Below are 20,471 nucleotides of genomic sequence, written 5' to 3'. Positions count from 1 at the left end.
GGATGCCGCTCTCGCAGGAGGCCGCATCGGACACGTCGAACTTGAAGACCGGAATGCCGGTTTCACCCTTGAACTGGTTGGCGGCCTCGTCATTGCCGCCGTAATTGGCCGCAACCTTGTAGCCCGCGTCCTTCAGGGCTTTTGAAATCGCGGCACCGATGCCGCGGGTGCCACCGGTGACCAAAACGACACGCGCCATGCTGTTTCCTTCCCAAGACCGTTCGTGCGGATCTCTCGAGGATCCCTTCGCCGTGAGGCGGTCGGAATGGACCGCCTCACAACATAGCTTAGGCTATTTGACGGAACGGGGAAGGGCGAGGCTCCGGAATTTCACCGAGCCTCGCGACGTTTTTGGCCCGCGAGGCGACCTTCAGCGCTCGAGGCACATGGCGACGCCCATGCCGCCGCCGATGCACAGGGTGGCGAGACCCTTCTTGGCGTTGCGCCGGCCCATCTCGTGCAGGAGGGTGACCAGGACCCGGGCGCCCGAGGCCCCGATGGGGTGACCGATCGCGATGGCGCCGCCGTTCACGTTCACGATGGACGGATCCCAGCCCATGTCCTTGTTGACCGCCAGCGCCTGGGCGGCGAAGGCCTCGTTGGCCTCGACGAGGTCGAGGTCGGACACCCTCCAGCCGGCCTTTTCCAGGGCCTTGCGGGAGGACGGGATCGGGCCCGTGCCCATGATGGCCGGGTCGACGCCGGCGGTCGCCCAGGAGGCGATGCGGGCGAGCGGGGTCAGGCCGCGCTTCTCGGCCTCCGCCTCCGTCATGAGCACGACGGCGGCAGCGCCGTCATTGATGCCCGACGCGTTGCCGGCCGTGACCGTGCCTTCCTTGGAGAAGGCGGGGCGCAGCTTGGCGAGAGCCTCGACGGTGGTGCCGGCGCGGATATACTCGTCCTGATCCACCACGATGTCACCCTTGCGGCTCGCAATCGTCACGGGCGTGATCTCGTCCTTGAAGCGGCCTTCCTTTTGGGCAGCCTCGGCCTTGTTCTGGGACGCCGTGGCGAACTGGTCCTGCTCCTCGCGGGTGAGCTGCCAGCGCTGGGCCACGTTCTCGGCGGTGTTGCCCATGTGGTAGCCGTGGAAGGCATCCATCAGGCCGTCCTTGAGCATGGTGTCGACGAGCTTGAAATCGCCCATCTTGGTGCCGGCGCGCATATGGGCGGCATGGGGCGCGAGCGACATGGATTCCTGGCCGCCCGCCACGATGATCCCGGCATCGCCGTTGGCGATCTGCTGCATGCCGATGGCGACCGTGCGCAGGCCCGAGCCGCAGAGCTGGTTCAGCGCCCAGGCGGTCTTCTCCTGCGGCACGCCGCCGGCCATGGCGGCCTGACGGGCCGGGTTCTGGCCCTGGCCCGCGGTGAGGATCTGGCCGAGGATCACCTCGTCCACTTCCGCGCCGTCAACCTTGGCCCGCTCCAGGGCCGCCTTGATGGCGATGGCGCCGAGCTCATGGGCCGGGGTGTTGGCGAAGGCCCCGTTGAACGAGCCGACGGGGGTGCGCGCCGCGCCGACGATGACGATGCTGTCTCGGGCCATTCCTCTCTCCTCATGCTGTTTGTCTGGTCGCAGAATGAATGTAGTGCCGGTCCGATCAAATCCCCAGGGGGTGGGATGTCAAGGATCGGATCATGCAACCCAGCCCTGTGGGCCTTAGACTTTTGGCGCTTTGATCGTTCGGGATAAGACTTATAATCATGGAAGCCTGGCATCCCGCGGATCGGGATGAAGGATGCCGGGCACGGTGGATCTCCCGGGAGCGTATCGGGCACAATGGCGACGGACAAACAACCGACGGTCATCAAGAAATATGCCAACCGCCGCCTCTATCACACGGGTACTTCGACCTACGTGACCCTGGAAGACCTAGCGGGCATGGTGCGCAAGGGCGAGGATTTCGTGGTCTACGACGCGAAGTCCGGCGAGGAGATCACCCGGTCGGTTCTCGCCCAGATCATCTTCGAGCAGGAGAACAAGGAGGGGCCGAACCTCCTGCCCGTCACGGTGCTGCGCCAGCTGATCCGCTTCTACGGCGACAGCATGCAGGCCCTGGTGCCGAGCTATCTCGAATTCTCCATGAACAATCTGTCCCAGGAGCAGCAGAAGCTCCGCGAGCAGATGGCGCAGGCCTTCGGCCCCTCGGCCTTCCAGGCCATGGAGGAGCAGGTGCGCAAGAACATGGGCTTCTTCACCGAGGCCATGCGCATGTTCTCGCCCTTCCCGCAGTCGCAGGCGCCCTCCGGCGCTCCCGAGGCGAAGCCTTCCGCGAGAGGCGAGGGCGGGGACGACCTCGACCGCCTGAAGCAGCAGATGGCCGACATGCAGGCCAAGCTCGACAAGCTGGCCAGCAAGTAGCCTCTCGCGACGCCCGGATCGTCAGCCTCGCGCCTTCTTCAGCATCCGGTGGAGCGCCGAAGGCTGCTGCACCGCCTCCGGGGCGCCGAACAATCCGCCCTGCAGATAATCCACCCCCCAGGCCGTCAGCAGGCGGGCCGTCGCCTCGTCCTCCACCCATTCCGCCGCCGTGGCGATGCCGAGGTGCTGGGCCCGGTCGATCAGGGTCCTGACCATGAGCCGGTCGGCGGTCGAGCGCTTGAGCGGCTGGATGAAGACGCCGTCGATCTTGACGAGGTCGACAGGCAGCATCCGCAATTGGCCCGGCGTCACGTAGCCGGCTCCGAAGCCGGTGAGGGACAGCCCGACCCCGAGGGCCTTCATGGCATGGAGCCGGCCCAGGGTCTTGCGGCACTCGGTCAGGGCCGCCTCGGGAACCTCGATCACGAGCCGGGACTCGATGCCCGGGCGGGCGCCGAGGTGAGCGGCCAGCAGGGCCAGCCATTCGGCATCCTGGAGCGTTCTGGCCGAGACCGGCAGCGCCAACCGCAGGCCGGGGTGATCGTTGAGGTGATCGGCGGCCAGTTCCAGCATGCGGGCGTCGACCAGAAGGGCGAGGTTCGCCTCCTTCAGCCTCGGCACCGGGCCGAGCAGGATCGGATCGCCCTCGGGGTGCGTCAGGCACGCGACGGCCTGCATCAGGGCCGGGGCGCGGCTTTGTGTTTCCACCACCGGCTGGCAGGCGAGGCTCAGGCTGCGGTCGTTCAGGGCCGCGATCCAATCGAACGGCGCCTGCTCGGCCGCCCGGGAGGCCTTGCTCGGCCGGGCGTCGTAGAGGGTGCAGGAATCGCCGCGCTCGAGGCCGGATGCCAGCGCCTGCTCGGCGAAGCGCAGCAGTTTCGGAGCCTTGAAGGTATGATCCGGCGCGCAGGCGGCTCCAAGACGCAGGGAGCGAGCGGCCGGATGATCCTTCATCAACCCGGCGAGCCGCCGCATGGCGCTCGGAGTCTCCGTGGCCGGGCAGGAGGTCAGGGCCAGGGCGAAGCGGTCGGGTCCGAGAAAGGCGAAGAGATCGTGGCGGCGCATCATCGGGCGCGCCATCCGGGCGAGTTCCGCCGCGGAATCGCTGCCATCGCCCTCAAGCGCGCCGACGATCAGGGTGCAGGTCTGGGAGACCCGCACCGCCTCGTTGATGCCGTTCTGGATGCCGCACAAAAGCTCCGAGCGCTGCTGCAGCATGGCGGGCACCAGATCCCGGTCGCCCGGCGCCCGGTCGAGCCGCAATTGGCCCCGGGCATAGGCCGGGCGTCCCTGGACATCCTGCTGCCAGCGGCCCGCATCCTCGACCATCACCACCCGGTCCGGCTCGAAGCGCAGGGCGTACCGCGTCTCGTAAGCACGGCTCGGGCTCCCGGTCATGCCGATGGCGTCCTGACGGGAGAGGCCGCAGCCGGGCTCGACGAGCCAGGAGAACGCCTGACCGGTCTTCGGCAGATCCCGGGACGGCAGACCCAGCGCCTCGGCGGCGCCGGGCCCCCAGGTCAGGGTGTCGGACACCATGTCCCAGGCATACACGATGCCGCTCACCGGGGGTCGGACGGACGGTGAGGCTTGGCGCGGCGACCGGGATACGCCCCTGAAAAGTCCCGTCCGGCCCTGCCCCTTCGTCGCCATCACGCTCACCCTCGACTCTACGCACAGATCGGGGATGGCTGAGGGCACCTCTCGAAAGCCTCGCCGAAACCCCGGAAAACCAAGGGATGCAGGATCGTCCCTCAGGCTTAATGAAGGGTAAAATGCGATGGAAAATCAGTCCGTTTGGGGATAACGGGCATAAAAAAACCGGCGCTCGAGGCGCCGGTTCGGATTGTCGCATGCCGCGTTGGATTACGCGTCGGTCTTCACCTTCAGGACCTGACGGCCACGGTACATGCCGGTCTTCAGGTCAACATGGTGAGGACGGCGCAGCTCGCCGGAATCCTTGTCCTCGATGTAGGTCGGGGCCTTCAAGGCATCCGCGGAGCGACGCATTCCGCGCCGCGAAGGCGACGTTTTTCTTTTTGGAACGGCCATATCTCGTCTCCGGTTAATATAGCGGAGCGCCCGCTCAACCGGGGAACGCTCACATCTCAAACTTGATGAGGTTGCGCCTCATACAAGGTCTTTGGGCAAATATCTAGCCCCTGAAAGCAATCCGAGGGTTTTTCATTGCCGCAGGGCGGTTCCTTGCGGCTTGAGGCAGTCGCTGAAGGGAGCAGCCCTTTCCATGCGGGCCTGGAGCTGGCCCGCCAGGGCCCGATGGCCGGGCCGCGGGCGGGCCGGGTTGCGGACCAGGGGGTTGGGCAGCGCCCGCGCCAGAAGGGCGGCCTCCTGGCGGGTCAGGTTCCTGGCCGGCTTGCGGAAGTATGTCCGGGCGGCCGCCTCGGCGCCGAAGACGCCGTCGCCCCACTCGGCCACGTTGAGATAAACCTCCATCATCTTCCGCTTCGACCAGATCAGGTCGAGATAGAGCGCGACCGGGATCTCCAGACCCTTGCGGACATAGGACCGGCTCGGCCACAGGAAGAGGTTCTTGGCGACCTGCATGGGGATGGTCGAGGCGCCCCGGGACGGACCATCCTCGTCGGCGGCCTCCACCACGTCCCACAGGGCGTCCCAGTCGACGCCGCTGTGCTCGCAGAAGCGGCTGTCCTCGGCGGTCATGACCGCCAGGGGAAGGGAGGGCGAGATCTCGTCGAGCCCGACGAAGTCCCGCTCGACCGGCTGCAGGGTCAGCCAGCGGCCGAGCATCAGGGTCGAGGCCGGCGGCACGACCCAGTACAAAAGGCCTAGCCAAAAGACCGCCCCGACCCATAAGAGGATGAGACCGAGGCCGATCCGGACGAGGCGGCGGACAAAGCGGGCAACCGTCATCGGCTCCCGCGGCCGTCCCGACCGCAGCGTCCATTTCGGTCGCAACCGTTCACCCGCATTTCCCTCGGACGGAGCGGCAGCCCCTTCCGGATTCAGGCTCGTCATGGCGCCATCCACCAGCACTTTCACGACGCGGCTCTCCGATGCCGCGAGGGTTGTCGAAGCAAGTCTCGAAGCCTTGCTAACAGACAAAGCCGCTCCCGGCGAGCTTGCCCGGCCGCCCCGCCTCATGGCCGCGATGCGTCATGCGGTCCTCGGGGGCGGCAAGCGCCTGAGGCCGTTCCTGACGATCGAGGCGGCCCGCCTCCTGGGAGCGGAAGGGCAGGGGGCGCTGCGGGCGGGCTGCGCGGTCGAGCTTCTCCACTGCTATTCCCTGGTCCATGACGATCTGCCCTCCATGGACGACGACGACCTGCGCCGGGGGCGGCCCACCGTGCACAAGGCCTATGACGAGGCCACGGCCATTCTCGCGGGCGACGCCCTTCAGACCCTCGCCTTCGAGGTTCTCGCGGATCCCGCCACGGCGTCGGAGCCTGCCATTCGCTCCGACCTCGTGCTCGGCCTTGCCCGCGCCTCGGGGCTCGGGGGCATGGTGGGCGGGCAGCTGCTCGATCTGTCCGCGGAGGGGCGCTACGGGTCCGTCGACATGGGCGAGGCCGACGTGCGCCTGCTGCAGATGATGAAGACGGGGGCGATCCTCACCTTCTCGGTGGAGGCGGGCGCGATCCTGGGGCAGGCGGATGCCGCGGCGCGCCGAAGGCTCGTGGCTTACGGGCGCGCGCTGGGAGCCGCCTTCCAGGTCGCCGACGACATCCTCGACCGCGAGGCCTCCGCCGAGGCGCTCGGCAAGCGCACGGGCAAGGACCAGGAGAAGGGCAAGGCGACCCTCGTCGACCTGCTCGGCATGGATGGCGCCCGCCGCGAATGCCGGCAGCTCGTCGAACAGGCGGACAGCGCCCTCGACGGCTTCGGCCCGCAGGCGCTGGTTCTGCGCGAGGCCGTCCGCTTCGTCGTCGAACGGCAGGTTTGAGCCCGCGTCAATCCTGGGTCGTCGGAACCCAGAATGCCAGCTTGACGTGACCCGGGCGGCGGTTGTGCGGCACGGAGCCCGCAGGGATGCCGCCGTTGGCCAGAATGACCTTTCGCGAAGCATCGTTGTCGTCGTCGCAGGTGATCAGCACCCGCGAGAAGCCCTCCGAGCGGCAGACCGGCAGGATCATGCGCAGGGCCTGCGTGGCGTAGCCGCGGCGCTGCTTCCAGGGCACGATGGTGTAGCCGATATGGCCGTAGACGGCGAGCGGCAGCTCTTCCGTCCCGGGCTGGAAGCGAAAGCCGATGCGGCCGCAGAACGTGCCGTCGCTGATCCAGTAATCGTGCGCCGGCAGGCGCGGCACCTCCTGCCCGTCCGCCAGCCGGACCATCGGGCTGTGGTAGAGGTCGTGGAGAAACCGCTCGGGATCGCGCCGGAGCTGCAGGAGTTGCTCGCGGCTGACGTCCTGGTCCGTGTTGGGCGACCATCCGCGCTCGAGAGCATCGGCATAGAAGGGAAGCCAGTTCAGGCTCGGGGGGATGAGGCTGATGTCAGTCATGGAGCATCGAAACTGACATCACGTTCTCTCGCGCGCAACAGGCTTACACCGTGACCTGGGTGCCGACCTCGACGACGCGTCCCGTGGGGATCTGGAAGAAGTCGGTGGCGTCGCTCGCCGATTTCGCCAGGCCGATGAACAGCTTGTCCTGCCAGAGCGGCATGCCGGACTGGCTCGCGGGGCGGATCGAGCGGCGGGACAGGAAGAACGAGGTCGCCATGATGTCGAACTTGAAGCCTTGCTTGCGCAGGATCGCGAGGCCCCGGGGAATGTTGGGCGTTTCCATGTAGCCGTAGCTCAGGCGGATGCGCCAGAACGAATCGCCCACATGCTCGATGGCCACGCGGTCCTCGTCCTCCACGCGCGGAACGTCCGCGCTGTTGACGGTCAGGATCACGTTCTTCTCGTGCAGCACCTTGTTGTGCTTGAGGTTGTGCAGCAGGGCCGCCGGGGCGGTATCCGGGTCGCTGGTCAGGAAGACGGCGGTGCCCTTCACCCGGTGCGGCGGGCTCTTCTCCAGCATCTGCACGAGCTCGAGGAAGGGCACGTCGATCTTGCGGGTCTTCTCGAACAGGATCCGGGTTCCCTTCACCCAGGTCCACATGAGCACGAAGAAAACGCCCGCGATGACGAGCGGGACATAGCCGCCGTCGAGGAGCTTCACCAGGTTCGAGGACAGGAAGGTGAGGTCGATCAGGAGAAGCGGGATCATGATGAGCCCGGTCTTCACCGGCCCCCAGCCCCAGCTCCGGCTCATGACCACGCAGGCGAGCAGGGTGGTGACCACCATGGTGCCGAAGACCGCAATGCCGTAGGCGCTGGCGAGATTGCTGGAGGAGCCGAAGAGCAGCACCAGGCTGACCACGGCGGCGAGCAGGAGCCAGTTCACCCGCGGCAGATAGATCTGGCCCTGATGGGTCTCCGAGGTGAAGCGGACCTCCAGCCGCGGCAGGATGCCGAGCTGGACGGCCTGCCGGGTCAGGGAATAGGCGCCCGTGATCACGGCCTGGCTCGCCACGATGGTTGCCAGGGTGGCGAGGATCACGAGGGGCAGGAGCAGCCAGGGCGGGGCCAGAAGGAAGAAGGGATTGGCAATCGCATCGGGGTTCGACAGCACGAGCGCACCCTGGCCGAGATAGTTCAGGGCAAGAGCCGGAAAGACCACCGTGCTCCAGGCCGTGCGGATGGGCCTGCGGCCGAAATGGCCGAGATCCGCGTAGAGCGCCTCGGCGCCGGTCACGGCCAGGCAGACGCTGCCGAGGATCGCGAAGGCGGTGCCCGGGTGCGTGACCAGGAAGGAGACGCCGTGATACGGGTTGAACGCGAGCAGGACCTCCCAATCGTCGGCGATGTGGAGGAGGCCGAGGGCCCCCATGCTGATGAACCACAGGAGCGTGAGAGGGCCGAAGAAGGCCGCCACCTTGCCGGTGCCGCGGCTCTGCACGGCGAAGAGGGCGACAAGGATCGCCACGGCGCCCGGCAGGATATAGGCCTCGAAGGACGGACCCACGAGCTTGAGCCCTTCCAGGGCCGACAGCACGGACATGGCCGGCGTGATCGCCGCGTCCCCGTAGAAGAGGGCCGCGCCCGCCATGCCCATCATGAGGATCGGAAGGCTCCGTCGCCCGAGCGCGCGCTGCGCCAGGGCGACCAGGGTGAGCGAGCCGCCTTCGCCCTTGTTGTCGGCCCGGAGCAGCAGGACCACGTATTTCACCGACACGGTGAGGATGAGGGCCCAGAGCAGGAGCGACAGGATGCTGATCACGAGCTCGCGGGTCAGGGGAACGGGCGTTCCATGGTGACCGCCGGTGGCGGCCAACACCGTCTCCCGCATGGCGTAAAGCGGGCTGGTGCCGATATCGCCATAGACGACCCCGATGGCGCCGAGGGTCAGGGTCCAGAAGCTCGCCTTGAAATGGCTGTCCGGTAAGGTGGCCTCAGGGGCTGCGGAATCTGCATGTCCCGGGGCAACGGCGTGCTGTTCTGCCATGTGTGCTTTTCTTTGCGGACGTGCCCGCGGACGGCCCTTGTTGAAGTACCCTGTAGACGACGAAGGGCGGCCCCCTTCTCCAACGAGCGCAGCGGCCGTCATTGCCGGCACGGCGGCTCTCTAGCATATCGCGCCTTAGCTTAAAAACGGAATTTCGCAGGAGGTTCCATGGCCACGCTTGCCGCCTCACTCGGCGGCGTCGCGCCCCGGCTGGCCATAGCTCTTCTCGATGTAGTCGATCACGATCTTCTGGAAGTCCTGGGCGAGTGTCGGGCCGCGCAGGGTCATGGCCTTCTTCCCGTCGATGAAGACAGGTGCCGCGGGCTGCTCGCCGGTGCCGGGCAGGGAGATGCCGATATTCGCGTGCTTCGACTCGCCCGGCCCGTTCACGATGCAGCCCATCACGGCCACGTTGAGGTTCTCGACGCCCGGGTAGATCCGGCGCCACTCGGGCATCGAGGTGGAGATCCAGGTCTGGATATCCCGGGCCAGTTCCTGGAATACCGACGAGGTGGTCCGCCCGCAGCCCGGGCAGGCGGCGACGAGCGGCACGAAGGTTCGGAACCCCATGGTCTGGAGCAGTTCCTGGGCGGTCTTGACCTCCAGGGTCCGGTCGCCGCCGGGCTCCGGGGTCAGGGAATAGCGGATCGTGTCGCCGATCCCCTGCTGGAGCAGGATCCCCATGGCGGCCGAGGACGCCACGATGCCTTTCGTGCCCATGCCGGCCTCGGTGAGCCCGAGATGGATCGCGTAATCGGAGCGGCGGGCCAGATCCTGATAGACGGCGATCAGGTCCTGCACCGCCGAGACCTTGGCCGACAGGATGATCCGGTCGCGCCCGAGGCCGATCTCCTCCGCACGGGCGGCGGAGAGCAGGGCCGACTGGATCATGGCCTCGCGGGTGACCCAGCGCATGTCGCGCGGGCTCGCCGAGGCCGCGTTCTCGTTCATCAGATGCGTCAGCAGCTCCTGGTCGAGAGACCCCCAGTTGGCCCCGATCCGTACCGCCTTGCCATGCCGGATCGCCTGCTCGACGATGGCGCCGAACTGCCGGTCCTTCTTCTCCCGGAAGCCCACGTTGCCCGGATTGATGCGATACTTGGCGAGCGCCTCGGCGCAGGCCGGATGATCGGCGAGGAGCTGATGGCCGATATAGTGGAAGTCGCCGACCAGCGGCACGTCGACGCCGAGCCGGTCGAGCCGCTCGCGGATCTTCGGCACGGCCGCGGCCGCCTCGTCGCGATCGACGGTGATGCGCACGATCTCCGACCCCGCGCGGGCGAGCGCCGCCACCTGGGCGACGGTCGCGTCCACGTCCGCCGTATCCGTGTTGGTCATCGACTGGACCACGATCGGCGCGCCGCCGCCGACCATGACGGATCCGACGCGCACGCCCACCGTACGGTGGCGCGGGGCGGGGCCGGCGAGGCTTTCGGAGGCGGGCTCAGAGGGCGAGATGAGGGACATGCTGCATTCCACGACGGCAGCTCCAGGCTGCCGCCGTTTAGCTGATGCCAAACATCTGCTTCGTCAAGCGCGGCTTAATGGTGCGGAGAACGTCGCCTCAGTGAACGTCCTGGCACCGGGCGCAACGCCCGGTGATCTCCAGAACCTTCGTGCGCGGCTGGTAGCCCTGATCCCGGAGGACCTTGAGCACGGTCTCGGCCACGTCCGGGGACGCGATTTCGTTCACGTCCCCGCATCCGTCGCAGATCAGGAACGCCGTCGTGCGTGCGCCGGCGACGGTCCCCGAACTGGCGATGTAGGCGTTGCGGCTCGCCAGCCGATGCACCAGCTCCTGCTCGATGAGGAAGTCCAAGGCGCGGTAGATGGTGATGGGAGCCATGCGCCGCCCCTGCGAGCCGAGCAGAGATCCACCAGGTCGTAGGCGCCGAGCGGCCCGTCGACCCCATGGAGAGCTTCGAGCACCCGGCGGCGGATCGGAGTGAGCCGCGCGCCCTTCGATCGGCAGACGGCTTCCGACCGGGCGATGGCGCGTTCCGTTCTGTCCGAGTCGGTCGGAGCGTCCGCGTGGGAAAGTCTGTGGTGAAGCGATAATGCATGGGCCATTGGATCATCCCTGGCTAAATGACTAAAATCTGGCGCCCCCGCCTTCTCCGCGCCCCGTGCGAGGCACGAATCCACCCAATTCATATATGTTATAACACGACATAAATAAAGTGGGGAAACGCCCCCGCGTCTGCAATCCAACGTTGCAGATTTGCATAGAGTCGAGCTAAAGCATCGGACGTGAAAAGTGGACTTGCACTTTTGGGATCCATCCGATGCTTTCTTCTTGAATGAGAGCATCGGTCAGGACGGACCCAGCGGGCCGCGCCAGCGAAAACCGGGTCCACTTTTCCGTCCGATGCTCTAGGGCTGCCGGAAGCGCCAGACGCTCGATCTCTTTACGTCGGAATCCTCGAGAGTCCGGGTGACAGGCACTTCGTAGACGGCGAGGTTCTCCAGGCGATCCTTGGGAAGGTAGCTGCGTCCGGGATCGCCGATCAGGACGGTGGCGCCCCTCCGACTCAAGGAAAGCAGCCAGTCGGTCACCCGCTCGGCGAGATCGCGCTCGTAGCAGATGTCGCCGGCGAGCACCGCGTCCCAGCCGCGATCCTGCCCCACGACGTCCTCCCGGAGCGGGGTAATCGAGGAAACGCCGTTGGCCGCCGCGTTCATGCCGATCGCCGCGACCGCGAAGGCATCGATGTCGCAGGCGGTCACCGCGGAGGCGCCGGCCTTCATGGCCGCGATGGCGACGAGGCCCGAGCCCGAGGCGAAATCCAGGACGCGCCGCCCGCGGACGGTTTCCGGATGATCGAGGACGTAGCGGGCAAGCGCCTGTCCGCCCGCCCAGGCGAAGGCCCAGAAGGGCGGCGGCAGGCCGATCTCGCCCAGTTCCTCCTCGGTCTTCTGCCAGAGCTCCGTCGCTTCGTCGGCCACGTGCAGGGAGATTTCCGGCGCGTGAGGCACGGGGCGGAGCCGGGTCTCGGAGCGGATGAAGGCGATGGGGTCGGAGATCATGAGGCCAGCATCGAGCGGTAAAGCCGTTTGACGCTCTCGATGACATCCCGTTCCGTGAAACCGTCGAGAACGCGCGCGCGCGCCGCCTCGCCCATGCGGGCGACGATGTCCGGCTGGCCGGACAAGGTCGCGAGCGCCTCCGCCAGGCCGTCCGTGTCGTCGGCCGGAACGAGGCGCCCTTCGATCCCGTCCCGCACCAGGGTCCGGCAGCCGGGAACATCGGTCGTCACGATGGCGCGGCCGCAGGCGGCGGCCTCCAGCAGCGTCCGCGGAAGCCCCTCGCCGCCGCGCGAGGGCAGGCAGGCCACGTGATGCGCGCGCCAGACGGCGGCCACGTCCCGCGTGGGCCCATGCCAGGAGATGCCGGGCTCGGCGCTCCAGGCCTTCAGGGTCTCCTCCGGAATCGCCTTCGGGTTCGAGGGATCCGGGGCGCCGTAAAGGGAGAGCTCGACGGCCGCGCCCTCCGCCCGTGCCCGACGGACCGCTTCCACGGCCAGGTCGATGCCCTTGGACCAGAGCATGCGGGCCACCACCGCAATCAAGAGCGGCGGCTGCACGGGCAGGGGGGTGGGCCGAAAATGGTCCGGGTCGATGCCGGCTCCGCCGAGAATGGTGACGCGCTCACTCGCGGGATCGAGCCCGAGGAGCTTGGGATCGTCCGTGTTCTCGAAGACATAGCGGGTCTGGCGGGTTTCGAGCCCGCGCACGAGCAGGCGCACGGCGCGCTGCGAGAGGCGTGCGATCCTGTCCGTCCGGGCTCCCAGGAAGCCCGAGCCGGTCAGCGCATAGACCCGGCGGCCGATCCCCGCCAGGGCGGCCGCGAAGCCTCCGACCAGGATTCCCTTGAGGGCGATGCAATGGACGAGATCGGCCTTCTCGGCCTTCAGGATCGCGGCAAGCTGACCGGCCGCATAGCCGGCCGCCATGGGATTCAGGCTACGCCGCTCGGCTTCGAGCGGGACCACTTTCGCCCCCGTGGCCTCGATCGCCTCCCGGTGCGTGCGCACGCGGGTCACGACCGTGACCTCGAGCCCGAGCTCGCGGGCCGCCCTGGCCATGGGCAGGAAATGGGAGGCGAAGAACCAGTCCTCGGTGATCACGAAGACGATCTTGCGGCCTTGGACGTCAGGCAGGGACAAGGAAGACAAGGGATGATCCGGATGAAGAGGCTGGGCCCTTCTAACCCCCGCGAAGGGCAAAAGGGAACTCCCCCGATCGGGACCCGTTGCCGTCATCTCGAAACATGGGAGACAACCGACATGCCGGAATGGCTGCCGACCGTCCTGGCCACGATCGCAGGCCTCCTCTCGACCTCGAGCTTCATTCCCCAGGTGGTCAAGGCATGGCGGGAGCGCGACACGCGGGCCATCTCGAAGCACATGTACGTGGTCACGGTGACGGCCTTCGTCCTGTGGTCGGCCTACGGGTTCCTGATCGGCAGCTGGCCCGTGATGGCCTTCAACCTGCTGAGCCTGGTCCTGAGCGCCACCATTCTGGTCTTCAAGATCCGGAACGACCGGGGCAAATCGTCAGGGGCGAGGACGCCCAGGGAACCCGCGATGGCACGGACCGGTTGACGTTCTGCTTTTTCCAAAAGGCCTTCCATGCCGGAACCGAACGCCACCGCCGAGAATGTCATCGACCCGCGTGACGCCGCCGAATCGGCGGGGTTGCGGTACGTCTCCGACGAGGAGCCCGGCATCCGGCGCAGGAAATCCGGCAAGAGCTTCACCTATACCGGCCCCGACGGCAGGACGATCGACGACAGGTCGATCCTGGAGCGCATCAAATCGCTGGCGATCCCGCCCGCCTACACGGACGTGTGGATCTGCACGAAGGCGAACGGCCACATCCAGGCCACGGGCCGCGACGCCAAGGGCCGCAAGCAGTACCGTTACCATCCGGCCTTCCGGGAGGTTCGCGAGAGCACGAAATACGAGCATATGCTGGAGTTCGCCCGCGGGCTGCCGGCCATCCGAAAGACCATCGACGCACATATGAGCCTGCGCGGGCTTCCGCGCGAGAAGGTGCTGGCCACGGTGGTGCATCTGCTCGAGAACACGCTCATCCGGGTGGGCAACTCCGATTACGTCAAGCAGAACAAGAGCTATGGCCTGACCACCCTGCGCGACCCGCACGTGAAGGTCGACGGCGGCGAGCTGCGGTTCCAGTTCAAGGGCAAGAGCGGCAAGACCTGGCGCCTGCAGGTCAAGGACCGGCGCATCGCCAAGATCGTGAAGGCCTGCCAGGATCTGCCCGGTCAGGACCTGTTTCAATACCTCGACGAGAACGGCGAGCAGCAATCGGTCACCTCGGCCGACGTGAACGCCTACTTGAAGGAAATCACGGGAAGCGAGATCACGGCCAAGGACTTCCGGACCTGGGCCGGCACCGTTCTGGCGGCCCTGGCTCTGGCCGAATTCGAGGCGTTCGACAGCGACGCCAAGGCGAAGAAGAACATCCGGGCGGCCATCGAGAAGGTGTCCGCCCGCCTCGGCAACACGCCGAGCATCTGCCGCAAATGCTACGTGCATCCGGAGGTCTTCGCCTCCTATCTCGACGGCGGCCTGCTCCTGGACGTCAAGGAAGAGATCGAGACCGAGCTGCGCGAGGATCTCGCCAGCCTCAAGCCCGAGGAGGCGGCCGTGCTGGCGCTGCTGGAGCAGCGCATCTCCCGGGAGGTCGAGAAGCAGCCCGCGAGGAAGCGCCGCCGCCCGTCGTCCAGGAAATCCGACAAGACGGAGCCCGAGATGCGGGTTTGAGACGATGCCTGGTTCATGGTCTGCCCGGATGAAGTCGAGCAGCGGTCCGGGATCAGATGTCGGACCGGGCATGTCCCGCATGGATTCAGAGAGAGTTGGCTTCAGAGAGACATGAGCAGGGCGGTCGGACCGGTCCAACCTCTCACGTCATGGCTGGGCTCGTCCCGGCCATCCCGATGATGTGAGGCGCCGAGCCCATCCGATCGGGATCACCGGCACAAGGCCGGTGACGACAGGGAGGAAGGATGACGCTCAGGCGCGGCCCAAGCCTTGACGCCTCTCCCGTCCCATGGTCCATCGCATCGGCAACGAACGGACGGGACTCTGATGGCACCGTGGACGATAGGGGCGGCCCTCGCGGCTTTCCTGGCCTGCTTCCTTGCGGGCGAAACGGCGCCCGCTCTCGCGCAGGGGAGCGAGCCCCGGAGCTGGCCCGAGGTCAAATGCGACCGCTACCGGAAAGCCTGGTCCGATGCGCTCGCCCATCGGGGCACGAAGGGTCTGGGCCGGGAGTTTCTCGAGCGCCATGAGGCTTTCCTGGCCTCGGGCTGCACGACGAAGGGCGACGTCTGCCCACGCACGGCGGAGGAACTCGATCTCGCCAACATGATGGTCGTCGCCGCCATGAATGCCGGAACGGCGAGCACGTTCCCGCCCTTCGCCTGCCGCAGGTGAAGGGACGGGTGAAGGGACAGACGGCCCCTCCGACGGTCGAACATTCTCCCGCCTGACCCGTTAGGGCTTCGCCACCTTCATTCCAGCGAGGCCTCCCCATGCGCATCCATCATCTCAATTGCGGTTGCATGTGTCCCGTCGGCGGGCGGCTGTGGGATGGCGTCAGCCGGGGCCTGACGGGACAACTCATCTGCCATTGCCTCCTGGTCGAGACGGACACCAGCGGGCTCGTCCTCGTGGATACGGGATTCGGCTCCCGGGACGTGGAGGATCCCTATGGGCGGATCAGCCCGCTCTTCATCCACACGAACCGCATCCGGCTCGAGCACCGCTATACGGCGCTGGAACAGGTGAAGAGCCTCGGCTTCTCGCCCCGCGACGTGCGCCACATCGTGCTGACCCATCTCGATTTCGATCATGCCGGCGGCCTCGAGGATTTCCCGGAAGCCGTCGTCCATGTCCTGCGCGCGGAGGTCGAGGAAGCCGAGGTGAGGCACGGCTTCATTCACCGCCGCCGCTACAGTCCCGGGCAATGGGACGAGGTGCGCGACTGGCGGTTCTACGATCCCACCGGGGAGCGCTGGTTCGGATTCGGCTCCGTGCGCGACCTCGACGGGCTGCCGCCCGAGATCCTGATGATCCCCCTGCCGGGCCACACGATGGGCCATGCCGGGATCGCCATCGACACGCCGGACGGGTGGCTGCTCAATGCGGGCGACGCCTATTTCTACCGGCACGAGATGGACGCGGACCCGTCCTGCACGCCCGGTCTCGCGGCTTATCAGCGGCTGATGGAGGAGGACCGGGGGCTGCGCCTTCACAACCAGGAGCGGCTGCGGGATCTCGCCAATGACGGGCGCAGCGACGTCAAGATCTTCTGCAGCCACGACCCGATCGAGCTCGAAGCCCTGCAGCGCCTGAGCACCGGATGGCGCCCGATCCGGGCGGACCGTCGTCCACCCTTGCGGGCTCATTGAGCCGCGTCCCCTGGTCCCTGCCTGCCGCCGCCCTAAAAGCAGGCAGGTAGGCCGACGAGGGGAAGAGGACATGGAATTCGACGCCCTGATGCTTTCGCGCATCCAGTTCGCGTTCACGATTGCCTTCCACATCATCTTTCCGGCTTTCACCATCGGTCTCGCCAGCTGGCTCGCGGCGCTCGAATTCAACTGGCTGCGCACCGGAAATCCGCTCTACCGCACGCTCTTCCGGTTCTGGGTGAAGGTGTTCGCGGTCTCCTTCGGCCTCGGCGTCGTGTCCGGCATCGTGATGAGCTACCAGTTCGGCACGAACTGGTCACGCTTCTCCGAGTTCACCGGCAACGTGCTCGGTCCGGTCATCGCCTACGAGGTCATCACGGCCTTCTTCCTGGAGGCTGCCTTCCTGGGCATCATGCTCTTCGGCTGGGAGAGGGTCGGCGACCGGCTCCATTTCTTCGCCACCTGCATGGTGGCCCTGGGGACCCTGATCTCCGCCTTCTGGATTCTGTCAGCCAATTCCTGGATGCAGACGCCGGACGGGTTCGCCATCGAGAACGGCAAGGCGGTGCCGGTCGACTGGTTCAAGGTCGTGTTCAATCCGTCCTTCCCCCTGCGCTATGCGCATATGGTCATGGGCTGCTACCTGACGACCGCGTTCGCGGTCGCCGGCATGTCCGCCTGGATGCTGCTCCGGCATCCGCACGACGCTCCGGCGGCGAAGCTCGCGGGATCGCGTCGCTCCCTGTCCATGGCGCTGTGGTTCGCGACCATCTTCGTGCCGATCCAGATCGTCATCGGCGATCTCCACGGCCTCGGCGTGCTCAAGTACCAGCCGACGAAACTGGCCGCCATCGAGGGCAACTGGGACCGCATGGCGAACATGCCGCTGCGCCTCTTCGCCATTCCGGACGAGGTGGCGGAAACGAACCATTACGAGATCGGCATTCCGAAAATCGGCAGCTGGGTTCTCACGCATGCCTTCCACGGCGTCGTGCCGGGCCTGAAGGAGGTTCCCCGGGACGAGCGCCCGCCCGTCTGGCCGGTCTTCTTCTCCTTCCGCATCATGGTCGGCATCGGCTTCGCGATGCTCGGACTCGGCCTGTGGAGCCTGTATCTGCGCTGGAAGGGTACGCTGTTCAGCAACAGGCCGTTCCTGACCGCCGCCATGATCATGACGCCCTCGGGCTTCGGCGCCGTGCTCTTCGGCTGGTTCACGGCGGAGATCGGCCGCCAGCCCTGGGTGGTCTACGGACATCTGCGCACGGCGGACGCGGTGTCTCCCATCGCGCCCGGCGCGGTCACCGCATCGCTCCTGACCTTCATCGTCGTCTATGCCTTCGTGTTCGGCTTCGGCTCCTATTATCTCGCCAAGCTCCTGCGGCGCGGGCCCGATCCGATCGAGGACATCCGGGGAGACGATCTCGACAAGAAGCCGAAGCGTCCGTTCTCGTTGCCCGACGAAGGGCTCGAAGGGCGCTCTCGACATCGTGCACAGCCGGCGGAATAGGAGGGCGAGGCATGTTCGGCTTCGGGATGGAACACGAAGGACTGGCCTTCTGGCTGCCGCTGATCTGGTCGGGTCTGATCGCGGTGGCCGTGGCCATGTACGTGATCGTCGACGGGTTCGATCTCGGCGTCGGCATTCTGTTCAAGGCGGCCCGCAGCGGGAACTGGCGCGACCGCATGATGTTTTCGGTCGCACCGATCTGGGACGGCAACGAGACCTGGCTCATCCTCGGCGGCGGCGGTCTCTTCGCCGTGTTCCACATCGCCTATGCGGTGCTCATGCCGGCCCTCTACGTGCCGATCATCCTCATGCTGATCGCGCTGATCTTCCGCGGCGTCGCCTTCGAGTTCCGCTTCAAGGCGGACCGGTCGAAATTCCTCTGGGACAACGCCTTCTTCTTCGGCTCGCTGCTGGCGACCTTCTTCCAGGGCATGGTGCTGGGCGCCTTCGTCCAGGGATTCGCCACCGACGGGCGCCAGTTCACCGGCGGCACCTTCGATTTCCTCACGCCCTTCAGCGTGCTCACCGGCCTCAGCCTGATCTTCGGCTACGGGCTTCTCGGCGCGACCTGGTGCGTGATGAAGACCACGGGCGAACTGGAGATCTGGGCGCGGCGCATGGCCGTGCGCTTTCTCGTCGCCACCGTGCTCGCCATGGCGGCCGTGTCCGTGTGGGTGCCGTTCCTGGGGCGGCAGATCGAGACGCGCTGGTTCTCCTGGCCCAACATCGCGTTCCTCGCGCCGATTCCCCTGGTGACCGCGTACGTGGCCTACAGGCTCCTGCGCGATCTGGAGGAGGGGCGTCATGTGCGCCCGTTCTTCCTGGCGGTCGGCCTGTTCCTGCTCGGCTATCTCGGTCTCGGGGTCAGCCTCTTCCCCTACATCGTGCCGCCGAATCTCACGATCTGGGACACGGCCAACACGGTGAACTCCCAGCTCTTCGCCCTGGTGGGCTTCGCGATCGTGCTGCCGATCACCTTCGCCTACACGGCCTATGCCTATTACGTCTTCCGCGGCAAGGTGGCGGACGAGATCTCCGGCGGCGGCTACGGTTATCACTGATGGGGGCCGAGACGCACCGTCCGCCGGAGCCGCGTTCGAAGCGCCTGCTCTGGTTCGTGGCCCTGTACGGGGCGAGCCTCGCGGTGTTCGCGGGGCTCGTCTACGGGCTGAGGCTGATCATCCCTCATTAGCGCATTTTTCGGCGAAGTGGATCCGGTTCGCCGTCAAAAATGCGGCATGGCAAAGAAGAGAGGTGATTCCACGCTAGTGGAAACAGCTCTAGCGATAGGTGCCGATGAACCCCTTGTCGGTGACCACGACCCAGCGGGCGCCGCGACGCTCGATGCCTTCGATGCGGCCGACGCCCGGGAGGACGCCGCCCGGCATGACCTCGTAGAGGCGTCGGTTGCGGTTCTCGACCAGGGCCGCGCCGTCATAGACCTCGCGCAGGACCCATCCGTCGACCGGCTCGCTCCTCGCCGGCTTGGGAGCCGGGGGCTCCGGCTTCAGCGCGACCGCCTCCGGCTTCGGGGCAGGGGTTTCCTCCTTGAGGGCCGCTTCCGTGACCGGAGGCGCGGCGGGCGCCGCCGGCTTCGGGTTCAGGCCGGCCAGGGTGGTGAGGATCTGGCTCTCCATCCGGTCGAGCCGATCCTCGAGACCCGCAAGCTTCCTGCCGGGCTCCTGCAGGCTGGTGGCGAGGCGCTCGATCCTGTCGGAGAGCTTCGACTGTTCGGAAGCCGAGGAGGTGGAGGCGGTGTGCTCGACATCCTTGAACGCGACCACGGTTTCCCGCAGGGCGTCGAGATCCGTGCTCAGGCGGGCAAGAATCTCCCGGCTGCGGGCCGTCTCGGCCTCGAGCCTGCCGACGGCGTCCCGGTTGGCCAGGGTTCCCACGTAGGAGGCCGACCACCCGGCTCCGACGAGCACGAGGGCCACGGCGGCCTGGGCGAGGAAACGGGCCGCGGAGGATGTCGCGCCGGCCGGGACCTTCTCCCGGGCCGGTCCCTCGGGGGAGGAGAATTTCGGGCGAAGCTTCGCGCTTCTGATGGCCTCTTCCAGGGCCGCGCTGGCCGTGGGGTCGATCTGGACGGGTCCGGCGGACGATGCGCCGGTCCGTTTCGCGGCTTCGCTGCAGTCCTGAGAACGTATGTTGATGTCCATATTCCGACCTCATTTCCAGGTCAGAGACCGTTAACCCTAAAAGTTTACCAAAGCGTTATCCTTGGCGTTAAGTCATTGCATTGCATGACCTCTCCGAACGAAGAGGGGCATAAAATTTGCAGGGCGATCTCTAAGTTTTTGTTGACAATGTTACATAGAATAGGGTTACAAAAGGTGTCGTTACGGAACGCGACCACCTTAGGGGCATCTCGATACCCATAAGAGTGCTGAGAAACCTGGCCTTCCAGGCCTAACTATAACGAGATACTCTTGTGGGGCCACAGCCCGACATCGCAGCCATCGTCAGGTGGCAAACGTTGTGATAAGGTATATCCTTACGCTACGGTTCTACAATCTTGACGGCGCCGGGTCACTGGTCCGCCTATCGGAAAGACAACATGAAGCAGGCATCGAGAAATCGGGAAGAAAGCACAGAGGTCCAAGACGCTCTGAAATCGTGCCTTCCCTCCTTCACCGGGGTTGCCGCCTTCTCGGCAGTGGTCAACCTTCTGGCTCTCACGGGCT

General features: G+C 66.5%; 21 protein-coding genes. 9 read left to right on the top strand and 12 right to left on the bottom strand.

The genetic code is table 11. From position 1 onward, the window contains the following. Both NF876_RS38285 and NF876_RS38280 read right to left on the bottom strand, forming a co-directional pair. On the bottom strand, positions 1–199 hold a 199-nt coding region (locus NF876_RS38285; protein WP_262273123.1), incomplete at its 3' end, for an SDR family NAD(P)-dependent oxidoreductase. A gap of 171 nt (positions 200–370) precedes the next feature. Then, positions 371–1,549: an acetyl-CoA C-acetyltransferase gene (locus tag NF876_RS38280; protein ID WP_262273122.1), complete on the bottom strand. Its 1,179-nt coding sequence runs from the start codon at positions 1,547–1,549 to the stop codon at positions 371–373. 234 nt (positions 1,550–1,783) lie between these two features. Between NF876_RS38280 and phaR the strand changes: the two genes are divergently transcribed. Continuing rightward, entirely contained in the window at positions 1,784–2,365 is a 582-nt protein-coding gene (gene phaR, locus NF876_RS38275; protein WP_262273121.1) for a polyhydroxyalkanoate synthesis repressor PhaR, read from the top strand. Between the two features lie 21 nt (positions 2,366–2,386). On the opposite strand, the gene NF876_RS38270 is transcribed toward phaR, so the two are convergent. From NF876_RS38270 to mtgA, 3 genes are all read right to left on the bottom strand, one after another. After that, on the bottom strand, positions 2,387–4,018 hold the full coding sequence (locus tag NF876_RS38270) for an EAL domain-containing protein (RefSeq protein WP_262273120.1): 1,632 nt from the start codon (positions 4,016–4,018) through the stop codon (positions 2,387–2,389). 213 nt (positions 4,019–4,231) lie between these two features. Continuing rightward, a complete protein-coding gene (rpmF, locus tag NF876_RS38265; protein WP_152712060.1) occupies positions 4,232–4,417 on the bottom strand; it encodes a 50S ribosomal protein L32 in 186 nt (61 codons plus the stop codon). A 132-nt stretch (positions 4,418–4,549) separates the two neighbouring features. Beyond that, positions 4,550–5,362, bottom strand: a complete 813-nt coding sequence (gene mtgA / locus NF876_RS38260) for a monofunctional biosynthetic peptidoglycan transglycosylase (RefSeq protein ID WP_373371484.1) — start codon at positions 5,360–5,362, stop codon at positions 4,550–4,552. On the opposite strand from mtgA, the gene NF876_RS38255 reads away from it, so the two are divergent. After that, entirely contained in the window at positions 5,361–6,287 is a 927-nt protein-coding gene (locus tag NF876_RS38255; RefSeq protein WP_262273119.1) for a polyprenyl synthetase family protein, read from the top strand. The genes mtgA and NF876_RS38255 overlap by 2 nt on opposite strands. A 7-nt stretch (positions 6,288–6,294) precedes the next feature. Here NF876_RS38255 and NF876_RS38250 read toward each other — a convergent pair whose 3' ends face one another. The 6 genes from NF876_RS38250 to NF876_RS38225 all read right to left on the bottom strand — a co-directional run bounded on the left by NF876_RS38250 (position 6,295) and on the right by NF876_RS38225 (position 13,011). Beyond that, positions 6,295–6,846, bottom strand: coding sequence for a GNAT family N-acetyltransferase (locus NF876_RS38250; RefSeq protein WP_262273118.1), 552 nt, complete (start codon positions 6,844–6,846; stop codon positions 6,295–6,297). A gap of 43 nt (positions 6,847–6,889) precedes the next feature. Continuing rightward, positions 6,890–8,836: a potassium transporter Kup gene (locus NF876_RS38245; RefSeq protein WP_262273117.1), complete on the bottom strand. Its 1,947-nt coding sequence runs from the start codon at positions 8,834–8,836 to the stop codon at positions 6,890–6,892. A gap of 186 nt (positions 8,837–9,022) precedes the next feature. Continuing rightward, positions 9,023–10,303 carry a flavodoxin-dependent (E)-4-hydroxy-3-methylbut-2-enyl-diphosphate synthase gene (gene ispG, locus NF876_RS38240; protein ID WP_262273116.1) on the bottom strand — a complete coding sequence of 427 codons (1,281 nt, stop codon included), beginning with the start codon at positions 10,301–10,303 and terminating at the stop codon, positions 9,023–9,025. Between the two features lie 97 nt (positions 10,304–10,400). Beyond that, a complete protein-coding gene (locus tag NF876_RS38235) occupies positions 10,401–10,682 on the bottom strand; it encodes a transcriptional repressor (RefSeq protein WP_262273115.1) in 282 nt (93 codons plus the stop codon). Between the two features lie 527 nt (positions 10,683–11,209). After that, on the bottom strand, positions 11,210–11,863 hold the full coding sequence (locus tag NF876_RS38230) for a class I SAM-dependent methyltransferase (protein ID WP_262273114.1): 654 nt from the start codon (positions 11,861–11,863) through the stop codon (positions 11,210–11,212). Then, on the bottom strand, positions 11,860–13,011 hold the full coding sequence (locus NF876_RS38225) for a glycosyltransferase family 4 protein (RefSeq protein ID WP_262273113.1): 1,152 nt from the start codon (positions 13,009–13,011) through the stop codon (positions 11,860–11,862). Before NF876_RS38225 ends, NF876_RS38230 begins: the two co-directional genes overlap by 4 nt. A gap of 111 nt (positions 13,012–13,122) precedes the next feature. Between NF876_RS38225 and NF876_RS38220 the strand changes: the two genes are divergently transcribed. From NF876_RS38220 to NF876_RS38190, 7 genes are all read left to right on the top strand, one after another. Continuing rightward, on the top strand, positions 13,123–13,440 hold the full coding sequence (locus tag NF876_RS38220; protein WP_262273112.1) for a SemiSWEET family sugar transporter: 318 nt from the start codon (positions 13,123–13,125) through the stop codon (positions 13,438–13,440). Positions 13,441–13,467: 27 nt separating this feature from the next. Further along, complete coding sequence (locus NF876_RS38215) at positions 13,468–14,625, top strand: DNA topoisomerase IB (protein WP_262273111.1); 1,158 nt, start codon at positions 13,468–13,470, stop codon at positions 14,623–14,625. 327 nt (positions 14,626–14,952) lie between these two features. Then, the gene (locus NF876_RS38210; RefSeq protein ID WP_262273110.1) at positions 14,953–15,300 is read left to right on the top strand and encodes a hypothetical protein; all 348 of its coding nucleotides are present in this window, start codon (positions 14,953–14,955) and stop codon (positions 15,298–15,300) included. Between the two features lie 98 nt (positions 15,301–15,398). Further along, entirely contained in the window at positions 15,399–16,277 is an 879-nt protein-coding gene (locus NF876_RS38205; protein WP_262273109.1) for an MBL fold metallo-hydrolase, read from the top strand. Positions 16,278–16,347: 70 nt separating this feature from the next. Next, a complete protein-coding gene (locus NF876_RS38200; protein ID WP_262273108.1) occupies positions 16,348–17,784 on the top strand; it encodes a cytochrome ubiquinol oxidase subunit I in 1,437 nt (478 codons plus the stop codon). 11 nt (positions 17,785–17,795) lie between these two features. Further along, a complete protein-coding gene (cydB, locus tag NF876_RS38195) occupies positions 17,796–18,845 on the top strand; it encodes a cytochrome d ubiquinol oxidase subunit II (RefSeq protein ID WP_262273107.1) in 1,050 nt (349 codons plus the stop codon). After that, positions 18,845–18,976, top strand: a complete 132-nt coding sequence (locus tag NF876_RS38190) for a DUF2474 domain-containing protein (RefSeq protein ID WP_262273106.1) — start codon at positions 18,845–18,847, stop codon at positions 18,974–18,976. Before cydB ends, NF876_RS38190 begins: the two co-directional genes overlap by 1 nt. A gap of 88 nt (positions 18,977–19,064) precedes the next feature. Here the strand turns inward: NF876_RS38190 and NF876_RS38185 are convergent, their stop codons facing one another. Further along, positions 19,065–19,946 (bottom strand): hypothetical protein, encoded by an 882-nt coding sequence (locus NF876_RS38185; RefSeq protein ID WP_262273105.1) that lies wholly within the window; start codon positions 19,944–19,946, stop codon positions 19,065–19,067. Positions 19,947–20,471 lie beyond the last annotated feature (525 nt).

The sequence above is a fragment of the Microvirga yunnanensis genome (genome assembly GCF_025460875.1).
The sequence above is the reverse complement of the archived record's forward strand: the minus strand, read 5'-3'. Positions and strand labels throughout refer to the sequence as shown.